Source organism: Pseudomonas oleovorans subsp. oleovorans, assembly GCF_002197815.1.
GTDB classification, from domain to species: domain Bacteria; phylum Pseudomonadota; class Gammaproteobacteria; order Pseudomonadales; family Pseudomonadaceae; genus Aquipseudomonas; species Aquipseudomonas oleovorans.
Window position 1 is genome coordinate 59,345 of record NZ_NIUB01000024.1, and the last position, 18,588, is coordinate 77,932.

The 18,588-nt window shown below is 64.3% G+C and carries 15 protein-coding genes; 13 read left to right on the forward strand and 2 right to left on the reverse strand.

What is annotated here, in order from left to right; genetic code table 11:
• The first annotated feature begins 239 nt into the window (after window positions 1-239).
• The 8 genes from PSOLE_RS15135 (at window position 240) to PSOLE_RS15170 (ending at window position 9,656) form a co-directional block, all read left to right on the forward strand.
• The gene (locus tag PSOLE_RS15135) at window positions 240-1,226 is read left to right on the forward strand and encodes a glucokinase (protein WP_045735051.1); all 987 of its coding nucleotides are present in this window, start codon (window positions 240-242) and stop codon (window positions 1,224-1,226) included.
• Window positions 1,227-1,281: 55 nt separating this feature from the next.
• Window positions 1,282-2,016 (forward strand): response regulator, encoded by a 735-nt coding sequence (locus PSOLE_RS15140; RefSeq protein WP_017674833.1) that lies wholly within the window; start codon window positions 1,282-1,284, stop codon window positions 2,014-2,016.
• Window positions 2,006-3,448, forward strand: coding sequence for an ATP-binding protein (locus PSOLE_RS15145; RefSeq protein ID WP_074861025.1), 1,443 nt, complete (start codon window positions 2,006-2,008; stop codon window positions 3,446-3,448). Before PSOLE_RS15140 ends, PSOLE_RS15145 begins: the two co-directional genes overlap by 11 nt.
• Before the next feature lie 199 nt (window positions 3,449-3,647).
• Window positions 3,648-4,901, forward strand: coding sequence for an ABC transporter substrate-binding protein (locus PSOLE_RS15150; RefSeq protein ID WP_088339323.1), 1,254 nt, complete (start codon window positions 3,648-3,650; stop codon window positions 4,899-4,901).
• A gap of 290 nt (window positions 4,902-5,191) precedes the next feature.
• Window positions 5,192-6,100 carry a carbohydrate ABC transporter permease gene (locus PSOLE_RS15155; RefSeq protein WP_017674830.1) on the forward strand — a complete coding sequence of 303 codons (909 nt, stop codon included), beginning with the start codon at window positions 5,192-5,194 and terminating at the stop codon, window positions 6,098-6,100.
• A gap of 70 nt (window positions 6,101-6,170) precedes the next feature.
• Window positions 6,171-6,998, forward strand: a complete 828-nt coding sequence (locus PSOLE_RS15160) for a carbohydrate ABC transporter permease (protein WP_074861032.1) — start codon at window positions 6,171-6,173, stop codon at window positions 6,996-6,998.
• Window positions 6,999-7,131: 133 nt separating this feature from the next.
• Window positions 7,132-8,277, forward strand: a complete 1,146-nt coding sequence (locus tag PSOLE_RS15165) for an ABC transporter ATP-binding protein (protein ID WP_074861035.1) — start codon at window positions 7,132-7,134, stop codon at window positions 8,275-8,277.
• A gap of 140 nt (window positions 8,278-8,417) precedes the next feature.
• Entirely contained in the window at window positions 8,418-9,656 is a 1,239-nt protein-coding gene (locus tag PSOLE_RS15170) for a maltoporin (protein WP_074861038.1), read from the forward strand.
• Window positions 9,657-9,863: 207 nt separating this feature from the next.
• Here PSOLE_RS15170 and mapR read toward each other — a convergent pair whose 3' ends face one another.
• Both mapR and ccoG read right to left on the reverse strand, forming a co-directional pair.
• Window positions 9,864-11,276 carry a GntR family transcriptional regulator MpaR gene (mapR, locus tag PSOLE_RS15175; RefSeq protein ID WP_074861040.1) on the reverse strand — a complete coding sequence of 471 codons (1,413 nt, stop codon included), beginning with the start codon at window positions 11,274-11,276 and terminating at the stop codon, window positions 9,864-9,866.
• Between the two features lie 256 nt (window positions 11,277-11,532).
• On the reverse strand, window positions 11,533-12,945 hold the full coding sequence (ccoG, locus tag PSOLE_RS15180; RefSeq protein WP_074861043.1) for a cytochrome c oxidase accessory protein CcoG: 1,413 nt from the start codon (window positions 12,943-12,945) through the stop codon (window positions 11,533-11,535).
• 342 nt (window positions 12,946-13,287) lie between these two features.
• Between ccoG and PSOLE_RS15185 the strand changes: the two genes are divergently transcribed.
• From PSOLE_RS15185 to PSOLE_RS15205, 5 genes are all read left to right on the forward strand, one after another.
• Window positions 13,288-14,955 (forward strand): nitrite/sulfite reductase, encoded by a 1,668-nt coding sequence (locus PSOLE_RS15185; RefSeq protein WP_074861046.1) that lies wholly within the window; start codon window positions 13,288-13,290, stop codon window positions 14,953-14,955.
• Entirely contained in the window at window positions 14,952-15,470 is a 519-nt protein-coding gene (locus PSOLE_RS15190) for a DUF934 domain-containing protein (protein ID WP_003462102.1), read from the forward strand. The genes PSOLE_RS15185 and PSOLE_RS15190 overlap by 4 nt, the downstream gene beginning before the upstream one ends.
• Window positions 15,467-15,820, forward strand: a complete 354-nt coding sequence (locus PSOLE_RS15195) for a CidA/LrgA family protein (protein ID WP_003462101.1) — start codon at window positions 15,467-15,469, stop codon at window positions 15,818-15,820. The genes PSOLE_RS15190 and PSOLE_RS15195 overlap by 4 nt, the downstream gene beginning before the upstream one ends.
• A complete protein-coding gene (locus tag PSOLE_RS15200; protein ID WP_074861051.1) occupies window positions 15,817-16,500 on the forward strand; it encodes an LrgB family protein in 684 nt (227 codons plus the stop codon). The genes PSOLE_RS15195 and PSOLE_RS15200 overlap by 4 nt, the downstream gene beginning before the upstream one ends.
• Window positions 16,501-16,797: 297 nt before the next feature.
• Window positions 16,798-18,405 carry a malate:quinone oxidoreductase gene (locus tag PSOLE_RS15205; RefSeq protein WP_003462099.1) on the forward strand — a complete coding sequence of 536 codons (1,608 nt, stop codon included), beginning with the start codon at window positions 16,798-16,800 and terminating at the stop codon, window positions 18,403-18,405.
• The last annotated feature ends 183 nt before the right edge of the window (window positions 18,406-18,588 follow it).

Sequence of the window (18,588 nt, forward strand, 5' to 3'; positions counted from 1 at the left end):
CGATATTGTCCGGGATCATGCCGAGGGCTGAATCTGTTGTGCGGGTCGAGGGTTTTGAGTTGGCATTGAATATTGTTGTTATTACAACTTTAGCTGGCTTGATAGGCGTAATTTTCGGGTTTACTGTGGTGTGCGTTGTCTGAACTACAAAAATAATTCGGGTTTGGAGTCGATGCTATGCATCCTCACTTTTCTGCAGTTGCCGATCAGCGAACGGCCTTCGCTCAGGAGACGTTCTCGTGAAACTGGCTCTGGTCGGCGATATCGGTGGTACCAACGCACGCTTTGCCCTGTGGCGTGACGAGCAACTGGAGGCGGTGCAGGTTCTGCCGACCGCCGATTTCGCAGGGCCGGAACAGGCCATCGTCGCCTATCTGCACGCCCTGGGCCTTCAGCCGGGTTCCATCGGCTCGGTGTGCCTGGCTTGCGCCGGGCCGGTCAGCGGCAACCTGTTCCGTTTCACCAACAATCACTGGCGTATCGACCGTACGGCGTTCTGCGAGGCATTGCAGATCGACCGCTTGCTGATGATCAACGACTTCTCCGCCATGGCCCTGGGCATGACCCGCATCGCCGAGCATGAGCGCGTGCAGGTATGCCCAGGCGAGCCGCAGGCAGACCGTCCGGCCTTGGTGATCGGCGCCGGCACTGGTCTGGGCGTCGGTACGCTGCTCGCGCAAGCAGATGGCAGCTGGCTGGTGCTGCCGGGCGAGGGCGGCCACGTTGATCTACCCATCGGCAGCCCGCGTGAGGCCGAGCTCTGGCAAATTCTTTATCGGCAACTGGGCCATGTGCGCGCCGAAGACGTGCTCAGTGGCAATGGTCTGCTGGTGCTGTATCGGGCCATCTGTGAGCTGGACGGTCAGCCTTTGCAGCACGCGACGCCAGCGGCCATCACTAGCGCAGGCATGGCCGGCGAGCCCGTCGCCGCCGAGGTGCTGGAACAGTTCAGTTGCTGGCTCGGCCGCGCTGCTGGCAACAACGTTCTGACCCTGGGCGCGCGCGGTGGGGTGTATATCGTTGGAGGGGTGGTGCCGCGTTTTGCCGAGCGTTTTCTTGCCAGCGGTTTTGCCAAGAGTTTCCGCGACAAGGGTTGCATGAGCCATTACCTTGACGGCATTCCGGTGTGGCTGGTGACGGCCGAGTACCCCGGCCTGACCGGCGCCGGCGTGGCCTTGCAACAGGCGGCGGAGCGTAGCCCGGATGCAATCCGGGAGAACCCTTGATAGCACCCCGGATTTCATCCGGGCTACACAGCCATAACAACAAAGGTGGCGGACCATGAGCCAGCCCGGCAAATCGATTCTGTTGGTCGATGACGACCAGGAAATTCGCGAACTGCTCGAGACCTACCTGAGCCGCGTCGGCTTTCAGGTGCGCGCCGTGGCCGACGGTGCCGCCTTCCGCCAGAGCCTGTGTGCGGAGTCGGCCGACTTGGTCATCCTCGACGTGATGCTGCCCGACGAGGACGGCTTCAGCCTGTGCCGCTGGGTGCGTGAACACCAGCGCTTCGCCCAGGTGCCGGTGATCATGCTCACCGCCAGCTCCGACGAAGCCGACCGCGTGATCGGCCTGGAACTGGGCGCCGATGACTATCTTGGCAAGCCGTTCAGCCCGCGCGAGCTGCTGGCGCGAATCAAGGCCTTGCTGCGTCGTGCGCAATTCACCCAGGAACGCAGTGGCGAGGTGCTGGCCTTCGATGACTGGCGCCTGGACATGGTCAGCCACCGCCTGTTCCACCGCGACGGCGAGGAGGTGATTCTGTCCGGCGCCGACTTCGCCCTGCTCAAGCTGTTTCTCGACCACCCGCAGCAGATTCTCGACCGCGACACCATCGGCAATGCCACCCGTGGCCGTGAGGTGATGCCGCTCGAGCGCATCGTCGACATGGCTGTCAGTCGTCTGCGTCAGCGCCTGCGTGACACCGACAAGCCGCCGCGGCTGATCCGCACCGTACGCGGCAGTGGCTACCAACTGGCGGCCACGGTCAGCCTGCAGGCCGGCGATGGGCGTTAACCCGCGGCGCTGGCTGCCGCGCTCGCTGCTCGGGCGCATGCTGCTGCTCACTCTGCTGGCGATCCTCGCGGCGCAGACCCTCTCCAGCGTGATCTGGCTGTCGCAACTGCGCGCCACCCAGCTCGAAGGCCTGGTCACCACGGCGCGCAGCCTGGCGCATTCGATGTCGGCCAGCGTGCGTTACTTCCGTTCGCTGCCAGTGAACTATCGGCCGCTGGTGCTCGACCAGTTGCGCAGCATGGGCGGTACGCGTTTCGTGGTCAGCCTCAATGACCGACCGCTACAGATGAAGTTGCTGCCGACCACGCCGCGCAAGCAGGCGGTGACCGAATCGGTGACCGAAGTGCTGCGCCAGGCGCTGGGCAATGCCGCCGACATTTCGGTGACCTTCGTCAGCCCGGATGATCTGCGCATCTTCAACGGCGGCCTGAAGCTCGACGAACTGCCGCGCTCCTGGGCGCATTACGCGCTGACTCTGGAGCCGGTCAATCCTCCGGTGCTGGTGACGCAGATCCAGCTGGCACCAGGGGAGTGGCTGTACATCGCCTCGTTGCTGCCTGAGCCCTACACCAGCCTGGAGGAACCCATACTGCCGACCCAGCAGCTGTGGTTCATCCTCCTGACCACGGCCTTCCTGCTGCTGTTCATCGGCTTGCTGGTGCACCTGCAGAGTCGTCCGCTCAAGCGCCTGGCACGTACCGCTCGGCATATGTCGCTGGGCGCCGAGGTGGAGCCGGTGGCCGAGGGCGGCGGTCGCGAGGTGGTAGAGGTGGCCCGCGCGTTCAACGCCATGCGCGAACGCATCAGCCGCTACCTGACCGAGCGCAGCCAGTTGTTCAGCGCCATTTCCCATGACCTGCGCACACCCATCACGCGCTTGCGCCTGCGTGTCGAACTGCTCGACGACGAAAGCCTGCAAAGCAAGTTCGGCCGCGACCTGGACGATCTGGAGCTGCTGGTCAAAGGCGCGCTGCAATGCGTGAAGGACACCGACATCCACGAGAACATCGAGCCGGTGGACCTCAACCACCTGCTGCATGGGTTGACTGAACCCTACCTCGGCTCGGGCCGGGTGACCCTCGATGGCGCAGCGCGTGATCTGTATCCCGGCAAGCCGCTGGCGCTGCGCCGCTGCATTGGCAACCTGCTGGACAACGCCCTGAAGTACGGCGAGCGCGCGCACCTGCACATCGAAGACGACGCCGAGGCGTTCGTCCTGCATGTCGATGACGAGGGGCCGGGCGTGCCCGAGCAGAAGCTCGAGCAAGTGTTCGAGCCGCATTTCCGTCTGGCCAGCCAGCAGCAGGGCTACGGCATGGGCCTCGGTATCGCGCGCAACCTGGCGCACAGCCATGGCGGCGAACTGAGCCTGCGTAACCTGCGCGATGGAGGGCTGCGCGTCACCCTCTGGTTGCCGCGCCAGAGCCGTTGAGCGCAGCCGTGAGCCGCGCCGCACAACTGCAGCGCGCGCGCCGCTGCGCTGCATGTCACCGGCTCGCGGCGCTTTGTAACGACCTGGTGACTATCCAATACCCTTTGTTACCCCCAGGGCTCTGGGGGCTGGGTAGACTCGTTCGCAATGCAAGCACCACGACTTGCTCGCGAATAACAACAACAAGGTGTCTTATCCCATGAAAGCGATCTCTCGCCTGTCCTGTGCCATCTCCCTCGCTGTTCTGCTGCCCCTGTCCGCCACTGCCGGTGAAGTCGAAGTGCTGCACTGGTGGATCTCCGGTGGTGAAAAGCGCGCTGCCGATACCCTGCAGAAACTGGTCGAAGCCCAGGGCCACAAATGGAAGGATTTCGCCGTGGCCGGCGGCGGTGGTGAAGCGGCCATGACCGTGCTGAAGACCCGCGCCGTGTCCGGCAACCCGCCCGCCGCGGCGCAGATCAAGGGCCCGGATATCCAGGAGTGGGGCGAACTGGGCCTGCTTGCCGACCTCAACGACGTCGCTGCCGAGCAGAAGTGGGACGAGCTGCTGCCACCCCAGGTGATCGAGGTCATGAAGTATCAGGGCGACTACGTGGCGGTGCCGGTCAACGTGCATCGGGTCAACTGGTTGTGGATCAACCCGCAAGTGTTCGAAAAGGCTGGCGCCACGCCGCCGACCACTCTCGACGAATTCTTCGCTGCCGCCGACAAGCTCAAGGCGGCTGGCTTCATCGCCATCGCCCACGGCGGCCAGCCTTGGCAGGACGGCACCGTGTTCGAAGATCTGGCCTTCAGCATTCTTGGCCCCGAGGGCTTTCGCAAGGCCTTCGTCGAGCAGGATCGCGCGACTCTGACCGGCGACAAGATGGTCGAGGTATTCGCCGCCCTGCAGAAACTGCGTGGCTATATCGATGCCGACGCCGCTGGGCGCGACTGGAACAGCGCCACCGGACTGGTGATCGACGGCAAGGCCGGCATGCAGATCATGGGTGACTGGGCCAAGAGCGAGTGGACCGCCGCCGGCAAGGTCGCCGGCAAGGACTACGAATGTCTGGCCTTCCCTGGCACCCAGGGCAGCTTCGCCTTCAATATCGACTCGCTGGCGATGTTCAAACTGAACAACGCCGACAACCGCAAGGCCCAGGAAGACCTGGCACGGACGGTGATGGGCAACGAGTTCCAGGAATTCTTCAACCAGAACAAGGGCTCGATCCCGGTGCGCATGGATCAGGACATGAGCAGCTTCGACGCCTGCGCGCAGAAGTCCATGACCGACTTCAAGGAGGCCGCTGCCGATGGTGGTCTGCAGCCGAGCCTGGCCCACGGCATGGCCGCTTCCAGCTACGTGCAGGGCGCGGTGTTCGACGTGGTGACCAACTTCTTCAACGACCCCAAGGCCGACCCCAAGCGCGCCGCCCAGCAACTGGCGGCGGCGATCCAGGCGGTGCAGTGAGTGACGGGGCCGCGTAGCCGGGCCTTGCCGTAGGGCGGGTGCAACCCGCCTGTTTCAAGCCTTCTATCCCTGGCGCATGCCCACAGGCACGCGTCACGGGATCGGCCGCGCCGAGATTCAGGTGTCGGGGCAGGGCAACTGGCAGTCGGTAGGGCGGACTCAGGAGCGCAGCGAACAGTCCGCCGGCTATGCGCGCTGGCTGTAATCGCCGACGTACTGCTTCGCGAGTACGCCCTACGGGTCCGCTACGGATGTTTTACGCATCAACGCAGCACGCAACGGAGTCAACCATGAGTTCAAACGCAGTCATCACCAAAGCCTCACCGCTGGACGTCCTGCAGCGCTGGCTGCCCAAGCTGGTGCTGGCGCCGAGCATGGTCATCGTGCTGGTGGGGTTCTACGGCTATATCGGCTGGACCTTCCTGCTGTCGTTCACCAACTCGCGTTTCATGCCCAGCTACAACTTCGTCGGGCTGCAACAGTACGCGCGGCTGTGGGACAACGATCGCTGGTGGGTGGCGAGCCAGAACCTGCTGGTTTTCGGTGGCCTGTTCATCGCCATCAGCCTGGCCATCGGCGTGCTGCTGGCGGTGCTGCTGGATCAGCGCATCCGCCGCGAAGGCTTTATCCGCACCATCTTTCTCTACCCCATGGCGCTGTCGATGATCGTCACCGGCACCGCCTGGAAGTGGCTGCTCAACCCCGGCCTGGGCCTGGACAAGCTGCTGCGTGACTGGGGCTGGGAGGGCTTTCGCTTCGACTGGCTGGTGGACCCGGAGCGCGTGGTCTACTGCCTGGTGATGGCCGCGGTGTGGCAGTCCTCGGGGTTCGTCATGGCGCTGTTTCTCGCCGGCTTGCGCAGCGTTGATCAATCGATCATCCGCGCCGCCCAGGTCGACGGCGCCAGCCTGCCGAGCATCTACCTGCGCATCGTCCTGCCGAGCCTGGGCCCGGTGTTCTTCAGCGCGCTGATGATCCTCGCCCATATCGCCATCAAGAGCTTCGACCTGGTCGCCTCGATGACCGCCGGCGGGCCCGGTTACGCCTCCGACCTGCCGGCGATGTTCATGTACGCCCACACCTTCACCCGCGGCCAGATGGGCCTCGGCGCCGCCAGCGCAATGCTGATGCTCGGCGCGGTGCTGGCGATCCTGGTGCCCTACCTGTATTCCGAACTGCGAGGCAAACGCCATGACTAGTGCGAGCGTCGCGCAGCGACGATCTTCCGATGCCCTTCTCCCCCCGGGAGAAGGTGGCGCGAAGCGCCGGATGAGGGCAGTTAGCCTCAGCCGCCTGGCCATCCACACCACCCTGATCCTGGCCTGCGCCGTGTACCTGGTGCCGCTGCTGGTGATGCTGCTGACCAGCTTCAAGACCCCCGACGACATCCGCAGCGGCAACCTGCTGTCGATCCCGGACGTGTTCACCCTGATCGGCTGGGTCAAGGCCTGGGACGGCGTCGGCGGCTACTTCTGGAACTCGGTGAAGATCACCATCCCGGCGGTGCTGATCTCCACCCTGCTCGGCGCGCTGAACGGCTACGTGCTGGCCATGTGGCGCTTTCGCGGCTCGCAGCTGTTCTTCGGCCTGCTGCTGTTCGGCTGCTTCCTGCCGTTCCAGGTGATCCTCCTGCCGGCCTCCTTCACCCTCGGCCAGCTCGGCCTGGCCAACACCACCGAAGGCCTGGTGCTGGTGCACGTGGTCTACGGCCTGGCCTTCACCACGCTGTTCTTCCGCAACTTCTACGTGAGCATTCCCGAGGCGCTGGTACGCGCCGCGCGCCTCGATGGCGCGGGGTTCTTCACCATCTTCGGACGCATCCTGCTGCCGATGTCGGTGCCGATCATCATGGTCTGCCTGATCTGGCAGTTCACCCAGATCTGGAACGACTTCCTCTTCGGCGTGGTGTTCGCCAGCGGCGACACTCAGCCGATCACCGTGGCGCTGAACAACCTGGTCAACACCAGCACCGGGGCCAAGGAATACAACGTTGACATGGCCGCGGCGATGATCGCCGGGCTGCCCACCCTGCTGGTCTACATCCTGGCCGGTAAATACTTCCTGCGCGGCCTGACGGCCGGCGCCGTTAAAGGCTGAAAGCTACTGCGCTCGGTCATGCTGCGTTGGATTCAGGCTCGGAATGCTCATTTAGCGGCCTAAACTCCGCTTCCTCGCCTGACTCCGCCTTGCCTGACCTTCGCTCGCGACGCTTTCAAAGTGGAGAAATGACATGGCTACCCTCGAACTGCGCAACGTCAACAAATCCTACGGCAGCGGCCTGGCGGACACCCTGAAGAACATCGAACTGGCCATCGACTCCGGCGAGTTCCTGATTCTGGTCGGCCCCTCCGGCTGCGGCAAATCCACCCTGATGAACTGCATCGCCGGCCTGGAAAGCATCAGCGGCGGGGCGATTTTGGTCGACGGCGCCGACATCAGCGGCATGAGCCCGAAGGATCGCGATATCGCCATGGTGTTCCAGTCCTACGCGCTGTACCCGACCATGACGGTGAAGGACAACATCGCCTTCGGCCTGAAGATGCGCAAGTTGCCGCCGGCCGAGATCGAGGCCGAGGTGGCGCGGGTGGCCAAGCTGCTGCAGATCGAGCATCTGCTGACGCGCAAGCCCGGGCAGCTCTCCGGCGGCCAGCAGCAGCGCGTGGCCATGGGCCGGGCGCTGGCGCGGCGGCCGAAGATCTACCTGTTCGACGAACCGCTATCGAACCTCGACGCCAAACTGCGCGTGGAGATGCGTACCGAAATCAAGCTGATGCACCAGCGTCTGAAGACCACCACGGTGTACGTCACCCACGACCAGATCGAGGCCATGACCCTGGGTGACAAGGTGGCGGTGATGAAGGACGGCATCATCCAGCAGTTCGGCACCCCACAAGAGATCTACAACGACCCGGCCAACCAGTTCGTCGCCAGCTTCATCGGTTCGCCGCCGATGAATTTCATCCCACTGCGTCTGCAGGTACGCGACGGCCAGTGCTTTGGGCTGCTCGATTCCGGGCAGGCGCGCTGCGAGCTGCCGCTTGGCGCCGCGGCCGAGATGGAAGGGCGCGAGCTGATTCTCGGCGTGCGTCCCGAGCAGATCCAGCTGGCAGGCGCCGGCTCGACGCTGCCGAGCCTGCGCGCCGAGGTCGAGGTGGTCGAGCCGACCGGGCCGGACACCCTGGTGTTCGTCAGCCTCAACCAGACCAAGGTGTGCTGCCGCCTGGCGCCGGACGCCGCGCCGCAAGCCGGGGCCAGCCTCGATCTGCAGTTCGATCCGGCGCGCGTGCTGTTGTTCGACGCCGCCAGCGGCGAGCGCCTGCGTCCGGGAAAGCGTGAGGCCACTGACAACAAGGTGGCCCAGTTCAAGCTCGGTTAGCCGTGTAGCCCGGATTAAATCGGGGGCTGCCAATAAACCCCGGATTGCATCCGGGCTACGGGGTGCATCAAGGCAACGTAAAAACCGTCGCTGCGGCGGTAATCCGCAGCATCGCTCAATAAAAACAATCAGGAGCAACGATGAAGACCACACAGCAAACCCTCACCTGTTCTGTCGGCGTTCCCTGCCTGCTGGCACTGGCTTTGGCCACGCCGCAGGTACAGGCCCTCGAGTTCAGCGGTTATGTGCGCAGCGGTATCGGCGGGGCGGATACCGGCGGCACACAGCAGTGCTTCCAGTTACCGGGCGCGCAGTCCAAGTACCGTCTGGGCAACGAGTGCGAGCAGTACATCGAACTGGACCTGCGCCAGGACCTGTTTCGCCTGGATGACGGCTCGGTGATCAGCGTCGAGGGCATGGCCCAGCTCTACAATCAGTACGGTCATACGCCGAAATTCACCGGCGATTACGGCTTCGCGCGGATGAACCAGATGTACGCCGAGTGGAGCAACATGCCGGCACTCAATGGCGGTTCGCTGTGGGCCGGTCGCCGCTTCTACAAGCGTAACGACATCCACATCACCGACTTCTACTACTGGAACCAGAGCGCCACTGGTTTTGGTATCGACGAGATGAAGATCGGCGACCTCAAGTACAGCTACGTGTTCTCGCGCAAGGACAACTACGACCAGGAGCCCTACATCAACCGCCACGATTTCAACGTCGGTGGCTTCCAGGTCAACCCCGGCGGCGAGCTGGAAGTGGGCGTCAGCTACATCGACAAGCCGGACAGCACCGACGCCAACAGCGGCTGGGCGGTGAGCGCACAACACAAGCAGCAGGATTTCCTCGGCGGGGTCAACACCGTTGCCCTGCAATACGGGCGCGGGCCGGGTACCGGTCTGGGTTATACCGGCGACCCGACGCTCGACAGCAGTAACCGCAGCTGGCGCCTGGTGGAATTCTTCGACTTCCAGATGACCCCGCGCCTCGGCGGTCAGGTGCAACTGGTCTACCAGAAGGACAAGCGCCCGGACGGTGCGGATCAGAACTGGCTGTCCATCGGTGGCCGCACCAGCTACGCCTTTACCGAGCAGTTCAAGCTGGTCGGCGAGATCGGCCGCGACCAGGTCGAGGCGCCCGGTGGTACGCGTAAGCTGACCAAGTTCACCATCGCCCCGACCTGGTCACCATCGGGACCCGGTTTCTGGGAACGTCCGGAAATTCGCCTGTACTACACCTACGCCAGCTGGAACCGCGCTGCGCAGCAGGCCGCCAACCTGTTGGCCGACGGCTCGGCGTTGTCCGAGAACGGCGCCTTCGGCAGCGCGCGCAACGGCTCCAACTTCGGCGTGCAGGTGGAGTACTGGTGGAAGTAGCCAGTCGGTAGGGTGGATCGCGCTTTACCTGCGCGGCCCGACCGATCCACCGTGGGTGCCTGGGTGGTGGATGAAAACAGCGTCATCCACCCTACGCAGAGCACTGTGTAGACCGTAGCCCGGATGAAATCCGGGGCAGATGCAGGAATCGCCCCGGATTACATCCGGGCTACAACAGCCTGTAGGGTGCGCCATGCGTACCAGGCGTCAGAGCAATCCCGCCACCAGGCGCCCGAGTACCTCCATGGCCTGTTCGCTGCGCGGGTTCCAGGGGTGGCCGTAGTTCAGCCGCGCGCAGTGACGAAAGCCTTGGCTGGCGGAGAAGATCGGCCCCGGCGCCAGGCTTATGCCCTGGGCCAGGGCCAGGCGCAGCAGTTGTAGCGAATCCAGGCGTTCGGGGAATTCGAACCAGAGGAAGTAGCCACCCGAAGGTCGCGTGACCCGCGTGCTGGCGGGAAAGTGTCGGGCGGCGGAGGCGAGCATCGCGCTCTGCTGCATTTCCAGGGCGTGGCGCAGCTTGCGCAGGTGACGGTCGTAGCCACCGTGCTGCAGGTAGTCGGCCAGCGCCGCCTGTGCCGGCACTGACGGCGAGATAGTGGTCATCAGCTTGAGCCGGGCGATCTGCTCGGCATAGCGCCCGCCGGCCACCCAGCCAATGCGATAACCCGGCGCCAGACTCTTGGAGAAGGAGCTGCAATGCATCACCAGCCCTTCGCGGTCAAAGCTCTTCACCGGTTTGGGCGGGTGGCTGCCGAAGTACAGCTCGGCGTACACGTCGTCCTCGATCAGCGGTACCTGATGCTCGACCAGCAGCTCATACAGCGCCTGCTTCTTGGTCTCGCTCATGCTGGCGCCGAGCGGGTTCTGCAGGCTGCTCATGAACCAGCAGGCCTTGATCGGCAGTTGCTTGAGGCTCTCTGACAGGGCACCCAGGTCGATGCCCTCGCGCGGGTGCACGGGGATTTCCACGGCCTTGAGCTGCAGTCGCTCCAGCACCTGCAGGCAGGCGTAGAAGGTGGGGGACTCGATGGCCACCAGGTCGCCCGGTTGGGTCACGCACTGCAGGCAGAGGTTGAGCGCCTCCAGGGCGCCGTTGCTGATCACCAGCTCCTCCATCGGCAGCATCACGCCGCTGACCATGTAGCGCAGGGCGATCTGCCGGCGCAGGTCGGCGTTGCCGGCGGTCATGTCGGCGATGATCTCGTGCGGCGAGAGCATGCGCAGCGCGTGCGCCATGCTCTTGGCCAGACGCGGCAGCGGAAACAGATCCGGGCTGGGGAAGGCCGAGCCGAAGGGTACGGTATGCGGGTCCTTGAGCGAGGCGAGCACGGAGAACACCAGTTCGCTGACATCGACTTCGGTGGTTTGCGCGGCGTGGGCGGTCAGTTCCGGTTCGTGCAGCGGGCGTTTGGCGTGTTCGCGGACGAAGTAACCGGAACGGGCGCGCGCCTGGATCAGGCCGCGATCTTCCAGCAGGTAGTAGGCCTGGAACACGGTGGACGGGCTGACGCCGTAGGTGCGGCTGGCATGGCGCACCGAGGGCACCTTCTCGCCAGGGCCGAGCACGCCGGTACGAATCAGCTCGGCAATCTCGTCGGCGAATTTTTCGTAGCGTTTCATCCTGTCCTGGTTCACCGGCGCAAAGGGTAAGGACGAACACTTTACGGGGTGAGCGGCAGACATGGCAGTGCCTCGTGAGTGGGAGGGCATACATCGGATGTAGGAGCGGATTTATCCGCGATGAATGCGGCGCAGCGGTTTCGCGGCTGAAGCCGCTCCCACAGGTTCGGGCTACGCTACATGCCCATTCGCCGCGGGGCGCGGCTCCTACACGGATTTGAGAGCACCTGTAGGAGCCCCGCCTCGGGGCGAGGCTTTAGCGCAGCGGCGCGAGGAAGGTGCTCTTGGTGCTCACATGGCTCTGCGAATCGGCCTTGTCGCGCACTTCGAAACGCAGGGTCTGCGGCCCGGCAGCGTTGTGCGAGGCCGTCAGCGCGACGCTTACCGGCAGGTCGCGAATCTCCCCCGGCGCCAGCTTCAGTGTGCTCGGGCCATGCAGTTCGAAGTCGCCGGGTTCGACCAGCGCGATGGTGTAGCTGCGCGCTTGCTGGGTCTTGTTGATGATCTTCAGGCTGTAGATGTTTTCGATCTGGCCCAGAGCGTTCTCGCGGAACAGGCCACGGTCACGGGTCACGTCCAGCGAGATCAGCGGGCGTTCGGCCAGGGCCCAGGTGAAGGCGCCGATCATCACCGCCAACATCGCCGCGTAGCCGATCAGGCGCGGGCGCAACCAGTGGGTCTTGCCGCCGGCCAGCTCGTTCTCGGAGCTGTAGCGCACCAGGCCGCGGGCATAGCCGAGCTTGTCCATCACGCTGTCGCAGGCATCGACGCAGGCGCCGCAGCCGATGCATTCCAGTTGCAGGCCGTCGCGGATGTCGATGCCGGTGGGGCAGACCTGTACGCACATCGTGCAGTCGATGCAGTCGCCCAGACCTTCGGCCTTGTAGTCGGCGTCCTTGCGGCGCGGGCCACGGGTTTCGCCACGGGCGGCGTCGTAGGAGATGACCAGTGTATCGCTGTCGAACATCACGCTCTGGAAGCGCGAGTAGGGGCACATGTCGCGGCACACCTTCTCGCGCAGCCAGCCGGCATTGATATAGGTGGCGGCAGTGAAGAACAGCACCCAGAAGGCCGTGGTGGCACCGACTTGGAAGGTCGCCAGGTCCACCGTCAACTGACGCACTGGGGTGAAGTAGCCGACGAAGGCCAGTGCCGTGACCAGGCTGACCGCGAGCCACAGGCCGTGCTTGGCGCTGCGCCGGGCCAGTTTTTGCAGCGACCAGGGCGCAGCGTCGAGCTTGATGCGCTGGCCGCGGTCGCCCTCGGTGATCTGCTCCACGCGCATGAACACCCAGGTCCATACGCTCTGCGGGCAGGCGTAGCCGCACCAGACGCGGCCAGCGAGTACGGTGATGAAGAACAGGCCGAAGGCGGCGATGATCAGGATCGCCGAAAGCAGGATGAAATCCTGCGGCCAGAAGGTCGCGCCGAAGATATGGAACTGGCGGTTATCCAAGTCCCAGAGCACCGCCTGGCGGCCATTCCAGTCGATCCAGGCGGTGCCGAAGAACAGCAGGAACAGCAAGCCGGCACCGAGCAGGCGCAGGTTGCGAAAGCGTCCGGTGAAGCTGCGCGTGTGGATCGGGCCGCCGGCCTGGGCCGGCGTCAGGCGAGTGGGTTTGGCGGGGTCGATGCTCTCGACGGCCCGCACGGGGATCAGCTCGGTCATGTCGTTGCCCTCATCAGGCGTTTATTCAGGCTGGCGCCATGATCCGAGTGGGGCTGTTTACAAAACAGACTCAGGTTTTTGATAAAAAAGCGGATCAGATGATTGCGTCGAGCGCAGGGAAAAGTGCCACGCAGGCCGCCAGGCCTCGCCATTGCTGAGGCCAGGAGCCTTAAGGTCGAGCGGTGCAGATACCGCCCTGCGACATCGCGCCGCGCCAATCGGTGCCCTGTGCAGGTCACTGTCGTACCCATCTGATCTGGTTTTTTAAGGCTTTTCTGGCGCTGTTCTCGGTACACGCCCGGCAGGCATAGTTGACACCCCGTGATCAGGAGGCCTGCCTGTATGTACCAATACGATGATTATGACCGCGCGCTGGTGCGCGAGCGCGTCGCCCAGTTCCGCGACCAGGTACAGCGGCGCCTGGCCGATGAACTGAGCGAGGAGGAGTTTCTGCCGCTGCGCCTGCAGAACGGCCTGTACCTGCAAAAGCATGCCTACATGCTGCGCGTAGCCATTCCCTACGGCACCCTCTCGGCCAAGCAGATGCGTGCGCTGGCGCATATCGCCCGCGAGTACGATCGTGGTTACGGCCACTTCACCACGCGGCAGAACATCCAGTTCAACTGGGTCGAGCTCGAGCGTGTGCCGGACATCCTCGACTGGCTGGCCGATCACGACATGCATGCCATCCAGACTTCCGGCAACTGCGTACGCAACGTCACTACCGAGGCTTTCGCCGGCGTCGCTGCCGACGAGTACCTCGACCCACGCCCACTGGCCGAGATCCTCCGTCAGTGGTCGACGGTCAATCCGGAATTCCTCTTCTTGCCGCGCAAGTTCAAGATCGCCCTGTGCGCCGCCGAACAGGATCGCGCAGCGGTGCAGGTGCATGACATCGGCCTGCAGCTGTACCGTGACGCCGCTGACGAACTGCGCCTGCGCGTGTTGGTCGGCGGCGGCCTGGGGCGCACGCCGATCATCGCCCAGACCCTGCGCGAGGGCCTGCACTGGCAGGACTGCCTGTCCTACGTCGAGGCCATCCTGCGCGTGTACAACCGCCATGGTCGGCGCGACAACAAGTACAAGGCGCGCATCAAGATTCTGGTCAAGGCGCTGGGCATCGAGGCCTTCGCTAATGAGGTGGAGCGCGAGTGGCAGCCGATCAAGGACGGCCCGGCGCAACTGACCGAGGAAGAGTACCAGCGCGTCGCGGCCTCCTTCCACAAACCGGCCTACGTGCCGCAGGACACCCTCGACCTCGACTTCGGTACCCACCTGGCGCGCGACGAGGCCTTCGCCCGTTGGGTTTCGCGCAATGTCATGGCACACCAGGTGCCCGGTTACCTCAGCGTGGTGCTGTCGACCAAGCCCGGCATCAGCGCTCCGCCCGGCGACGTCACGGCCGAGCAGATGGAGGCCGTGGCCGACTGGAGCGAGCGCTACGGTTTCGGCGAGATTCGCGTCGCCCACGAACAGAATCTGGTGCTGCCCGATGTACGCAAGGCCGACCTCTACGCGCTATGGCGGGAGGCCGAAGCGGCCGGGCTGGGCACGGCCAACGCCGGGTTGCTCACCGACATCATCGCCTGCCCCGGTGGTGATTTCTGCTCGCTGGCCAACGCCAAGTCGATCCCCATTGCCCAGGCCATCCAGCAGCGTTTCGACGATCTCGACTACCTGCATGATCTGGGCGAGCTGAGCCTGAACATCTCCGGCTGTATGAACGCCTGCGGCCATCACCATATCGGTAACATCGGTATCCTCGGCGTCGACAAGAACGGCAGCGAGTGGTACCAGCTGACCCTCGGTGGTAGCCAGGGCCAGCAGGCGGCGCTGGGCAAGGTGATCGGCCCGTCGTTCGCTGCCGAGCAGGTGCCCGAAGTGATCGAGCGTATCGTACGCACCTACGTCGATCAGCGGCAGGTCAACGAAGGCTTTCTCGACACCTTCCAGCGCATCGGCCTGGAGCCATTCAAGGCGAGCGTTTACAGCCGCGAGGAGGTGGTATGAACAACCTGATTCGCCTGGTCGAGGGCCAGGCCTGCATCGTCGACAACGATCCCTGGGAGCTCGATGTGGAGGCTGACGCGCCGTTGATCCTGCCGCTTGCGGCCTGGCGTGAGCGGCAGTCTGTGGAGGTGCTGGAGGGTAGGACGATGAGCGCCGATGGCCTGCTGCTGCAGGTGGATGACGATCCAGAGGCGCTGCAGCCGTTTCTCAGCAGTCTGCCGTTGATCGCCATCGACTTCCCCAGTTTTCGCGATGGCCGTGGCTACAGCCAGGCCTACCTGCTACGTACCCGCCTGGGCTGGCGCGGCGAGTTGCGCGCGGTGGGCGATGTGCTGCGCGACCAGTTGGCGCACATGCGCCAGTGCGGCTTCGATGCCTTCGCCGTGCGCGCCGACAAATCACTGGAAGATGCACTCAAGGGCCTGCAAGGGCTCAGTGTGTTGTATGGTCGCTCGGTTATCGAGCCGCGTCCGCTGTTTCGTCGGGGGCGCCATAAGGAGGAGTCGGGATCATGATGGTGCGTGGCCTGTTCTGGCTGGTATTGCTGCAATTGTTCGGCGTGGCGCTCAATCACTGGCTATTGCCGATGCTGCCAGCCTCGATCATCGGCCTGCTGCTGCTCTCGGTCTGGCTGATGTGGCGCGGCGCCGTGCCTGAGCCGCTGCAGCAGGCCGCCGGTGGTTTACTGCCTTACCTGCCGCTGCTGCTGGCCGTACCAGCCTCGGGGATTATGACCAGCAGCGATCTGCTGCTCGGTGAGCTGCCGGTGATTGTCACCGCGCTGGTGCTGTCGCTGCTGGTGACCGTGCCGTTCTGTGGCTGGTTGCTGCAGACGCTGATCCGCCGTCAGGAGCGCAAGGGATGACATTGCTGACTCATCATCCGCTGTTCGCCATCGCCCTGACGCTGGCCGCCTTTCTGATCGCCGCCTGGCTCTATCGCCGCAGCGGCTGGCTGCTGCTGCAGCCGGTTCTGGTGTCGGTCACGCTGATTGTCACCACTTTGCTGTTGTGCGGGGTGGACTATGCCACCTATCGCGCCGGCGCCGAGCCCGTTGCCTGGCTGCTGGGGCCGGCCACCGTGGCCCTGGCGGTGCCGCTGCAACATAACATCAAGCGCATTCGCCAGTTGTTCTGGCCGGTGCTGATCACTCTTACGGCCGGCGGCGTGCTGTCGGTGGCGTTGACCCTGGCCATCGGCTGGGCGCTGGGCGCCGACTGGAGCGTGGTGATGAGCCTGGCGCCGAAGTTCGTGACCATGCCGATTGCCATGCCGGTGGCCGAGCAGATCGGCGGCGTCGCTTCGCTGGCTGCGGTGATGGTCATGCTCACTGGCGTGATCGGTACGGCCATGGGGCCGCTACTGCTGCGCTGGGCTGGCGTCGATCACCCCGCGGCCCGTGGCCTGAGCTACGGCATCAATGCCCATGCCATTGGCACCGCCCATGCCTTGCAGGAAGGGGAGGAGTGCGGCGCCTTCGCCGCCCTGGCGATGAGCCTGCTGGGCATCGGCACCGCCTTGCTGTTGCCACTGCTGCTGGCCTGATTCGGGCGGGATTCCGCCATTTCCAGGGGGCTCCCCCCGTGAATCTGGCGAGTTCCCGCCAGCCCCGTGCCGGCTGTGTGGCAGAAAGCCGCACAGGGACTGCTGAATCCTTTCAGCGGCACGCATATTGCTCCAGCATGCGGCGCGATCGGAATACGCCCGCCAAGAGGCCTGGAAACACCCTTCCTCCCGCCGCGCCGCAGATCTGCGGCTATCGCCCATGTGCGGCCCAAACGGCCGCTGCCCGAAACCTTGCCTGCACGGCTGTTGTCGTCGTGCGATGAACTGGACTGTCCCATGAAGAAAATCCTGCTGACGCTGCTTTGTCTCAGCGTGATCGGTTGCTCCAAGCCCCGCGAGCCCGAGAAAACCGTCGACGTGCTGCTGATCGGCGCTGGCGTGATGAGCGCCACCCTCGGCACCTACCTCCACGAGCTGCAGCCGGACTGGAGCATTGAAATCTATGAGCGTCTCGACCAGGTAGCCGCCGAAAGCTCCAACGGCTGGAACAATGCCGGCACCGGCCACTCAGCCTTTTGCGAGCTGAACTACACCCCGGAAACCGCCGACGGTGGCATCGATATCAGCAAGGCGATCGCGATCAACGAGTCGTTCGAGATCTCCAAGCAGTTCTGGGCCACCCAGGTCGAGCGCGAGGTGCTGAGCAAGCCCAAGAGCTTCATCAACATCACCCCGCACATGAGCTTCGTCTGGGGCGACGACAACGTCGAATACCTGCGCAAGCGCCATGCTGCGCTGCAGCACAGCAACCTGTTCCGTGGCATGGAGTTCACCGAAGACCACGCGCAGATTGCCCAGTGGGTGCCGCTGGTCATGCAAGGTCGCGATCCGCAGCAGAAGGTCGCCGCCACCCGTATGGCCATCGGCACCGACGTCAACTTCGGCGAGATCACCCGTCAGCTGATCGACTCGCTGATCGGCAAGGAGCAGGCCAGCCTGCACCTGGAGCACGAAGTCCGCGACCTCAAGCGCAACGATGACGGCACCTGGCGTGTGACCGTCGCCGACCTGGCCAAGGGCGGCGCCGAGCAGAGCATCAACGCGCGCTTTGTGTTCATCGGCGCTGGTGGTGGCGCGCTCAAGCTGCTGCAGAAATCCGGTATCGAAGAAGCCAAGGGCTACGCCGGTTTCCCGGTCGGTGGCCAGTTCCTGATGACGCGTAATCAGGACGTGGTTGCCCAGCACCTGGCCAAGGTCTACGGCAAGGCTTCGGTCGGCTCGCCGCCCATGTCCGTGCCGCACCTGGACACTCGCGTGATCGACGGCGAGAACGTGCTGCTGTTCGGCCCGTTCGCCACCTTCTCCACCAAGTACCTGAAGAACGGCTCGCTGCTCGACATGTTCAGCAGCATGACCACCGACAACTTCATGCCGATGGTCAACGCCGGCATTGACAACTGGTCGCTGAGCACCTACCTGATGGGTCAGCTGATGCTCAGCCAGGAAGACCGCATGGCCTCGCTGCGCGAGTACTTCCCGCAGGCGCAGGACGCCGACTGGGAGCTGATCAATGCCGGCCAACGCGTGCAGATCATCAAGAAGGATACCGAGAAGGGCGGCGTGCTGCAGTTCGGCACCGAAGTGGTGACCTCGGCCGATGGCAGCATCAGCGCACTGCTGGGCGCCTCGCCGGGTGCTTCCACCGCCGCGCCGATCATGCTGCACCTGATCGAGAAGGCCTTCGCCGACAAGGTCGCCACCCCTGAGTGGCAGGAGCGCCTGAAGGAGATCATCCCGTCCTACGGGCAGAAGCTGAACGACGACCTGGCACTGACCAACCGCATCCGCCAGTGGAGCAGCGAGCGTCTCGAGCTGCAGCACATCGAAGTGGCGCCGGACGTGGAAATGGCCGCCGAGCCCGAGCCGGCTGCTGTGACTCTGTGAGGCTTTAACCGCTGTAAAGAAACCCGCCCTGCGTGATGCGCACGGCGGGTTTTTTCTTGTGCGCCCAGCATGGGCGCACTCCTGCGGGTGCAAGTCCCGCCGTAAGTTGATCACAGCGAACGAAGTGAAGCGCAACTGCGTGAGGGTGACCGAGCGTGGGGAGGAAGCGTGGAGCGTAATCTG

Coding starts and splice junctions, on each gene's coding strand:
- PSOLE_RS15195 (WP_003462101.1), top strand. CDS start 15,467: ATGATGGTGCGTGGCCTGTTCTGGCTGGTATTGCTGCAATTGTTCGGC.
- PSOLE_RS15205 (WP_003462099.1), top strand. CDS start 16,798: ATGAAGAAAATCCTGCTGACGCTGCTTTGTCTCAGCGTGATCGGTTGC.
- PSOLE_RS15160 (WP_074861032.1), top strand. CDS start 6,171: ATGAGGGCAGTTAGCCTCAGCCGCCTGGCCATCCACACCACCCTGATC.
- PSOLE_RS15145 (WP_074861025.1), top strand. CDS start 2,006: ATGGGCGTTAACCCGCGGCGCTGGCTGCCGCGCTCGCTGCTCGGGCGC.
- PSOLE_RS15185 (WP_074861046.1), top strand. CDS start 13,288: ATGTACCAATACGATGATTATGACCGCGCGCTGGTGCGCGAGCGCGTC.
- PSOLE_RS15150 (WP_088339323.1), top strand. CDS start 3,648: ATGAAAGCGATCTCTCGCCTGTCCTGTGCCATCTCCCTCGCTGTTCTG.
- PSOLE_RS15170 (WP_074861038.1), top strand. CDS start 8,418: ATGAAGACCACACAGCAAACCCTCACCTGTTCTGTCGGCGTTCCCTGC.
- PSOLE_RS15165 (WP_074861035.1), top strand. CDS start 7,132: ATGGCTACCCTCGAACTGCGCAACGTCAACAAATCCTACGGCAGCGGC.
- PSOLE_RS15190 (WP_003462102.1), top strand. CDS start 14,952: ATGAACAACCTGATTCGCCTGGTCGAGGGCCAGGCCTGCATCGTCGAC.
- PSOLE_RS15140 (WP_017674833.1), top strand. CDS start 1,282: ATGAGCCAGCCCGGCAAATCGATTCTGTTGGTCGATGACGACCAGGAA.
- PSOLE_RS15155 (WP_017674830.1), top strand. CDS start 5,192: ATGAGTTCAAACGCAGTCATCACCAAAGCCTCACCGCTGGACGTCCTG.
- mapR (WP_074861040.1), bottom strand. CDS start 11,276: ATGAAACGCTACGAAAAATTCGCCGACGAGATTGCCGAGCTGATTCGT.
- ccoG (WP_074861043.1), bottom strand. CDS start 12,945: ATGACCGAGCTGATCCCCGTGCGGGCCGTCGAGAGCATCGACCCCGCC.
- PSOLE_RS15200 (WP_074861051.1), top strand. CDS start 15,817: ATGACATTGCTGACTCATCATCCGCTGTTCGCCATCGCCCTGACGCTG.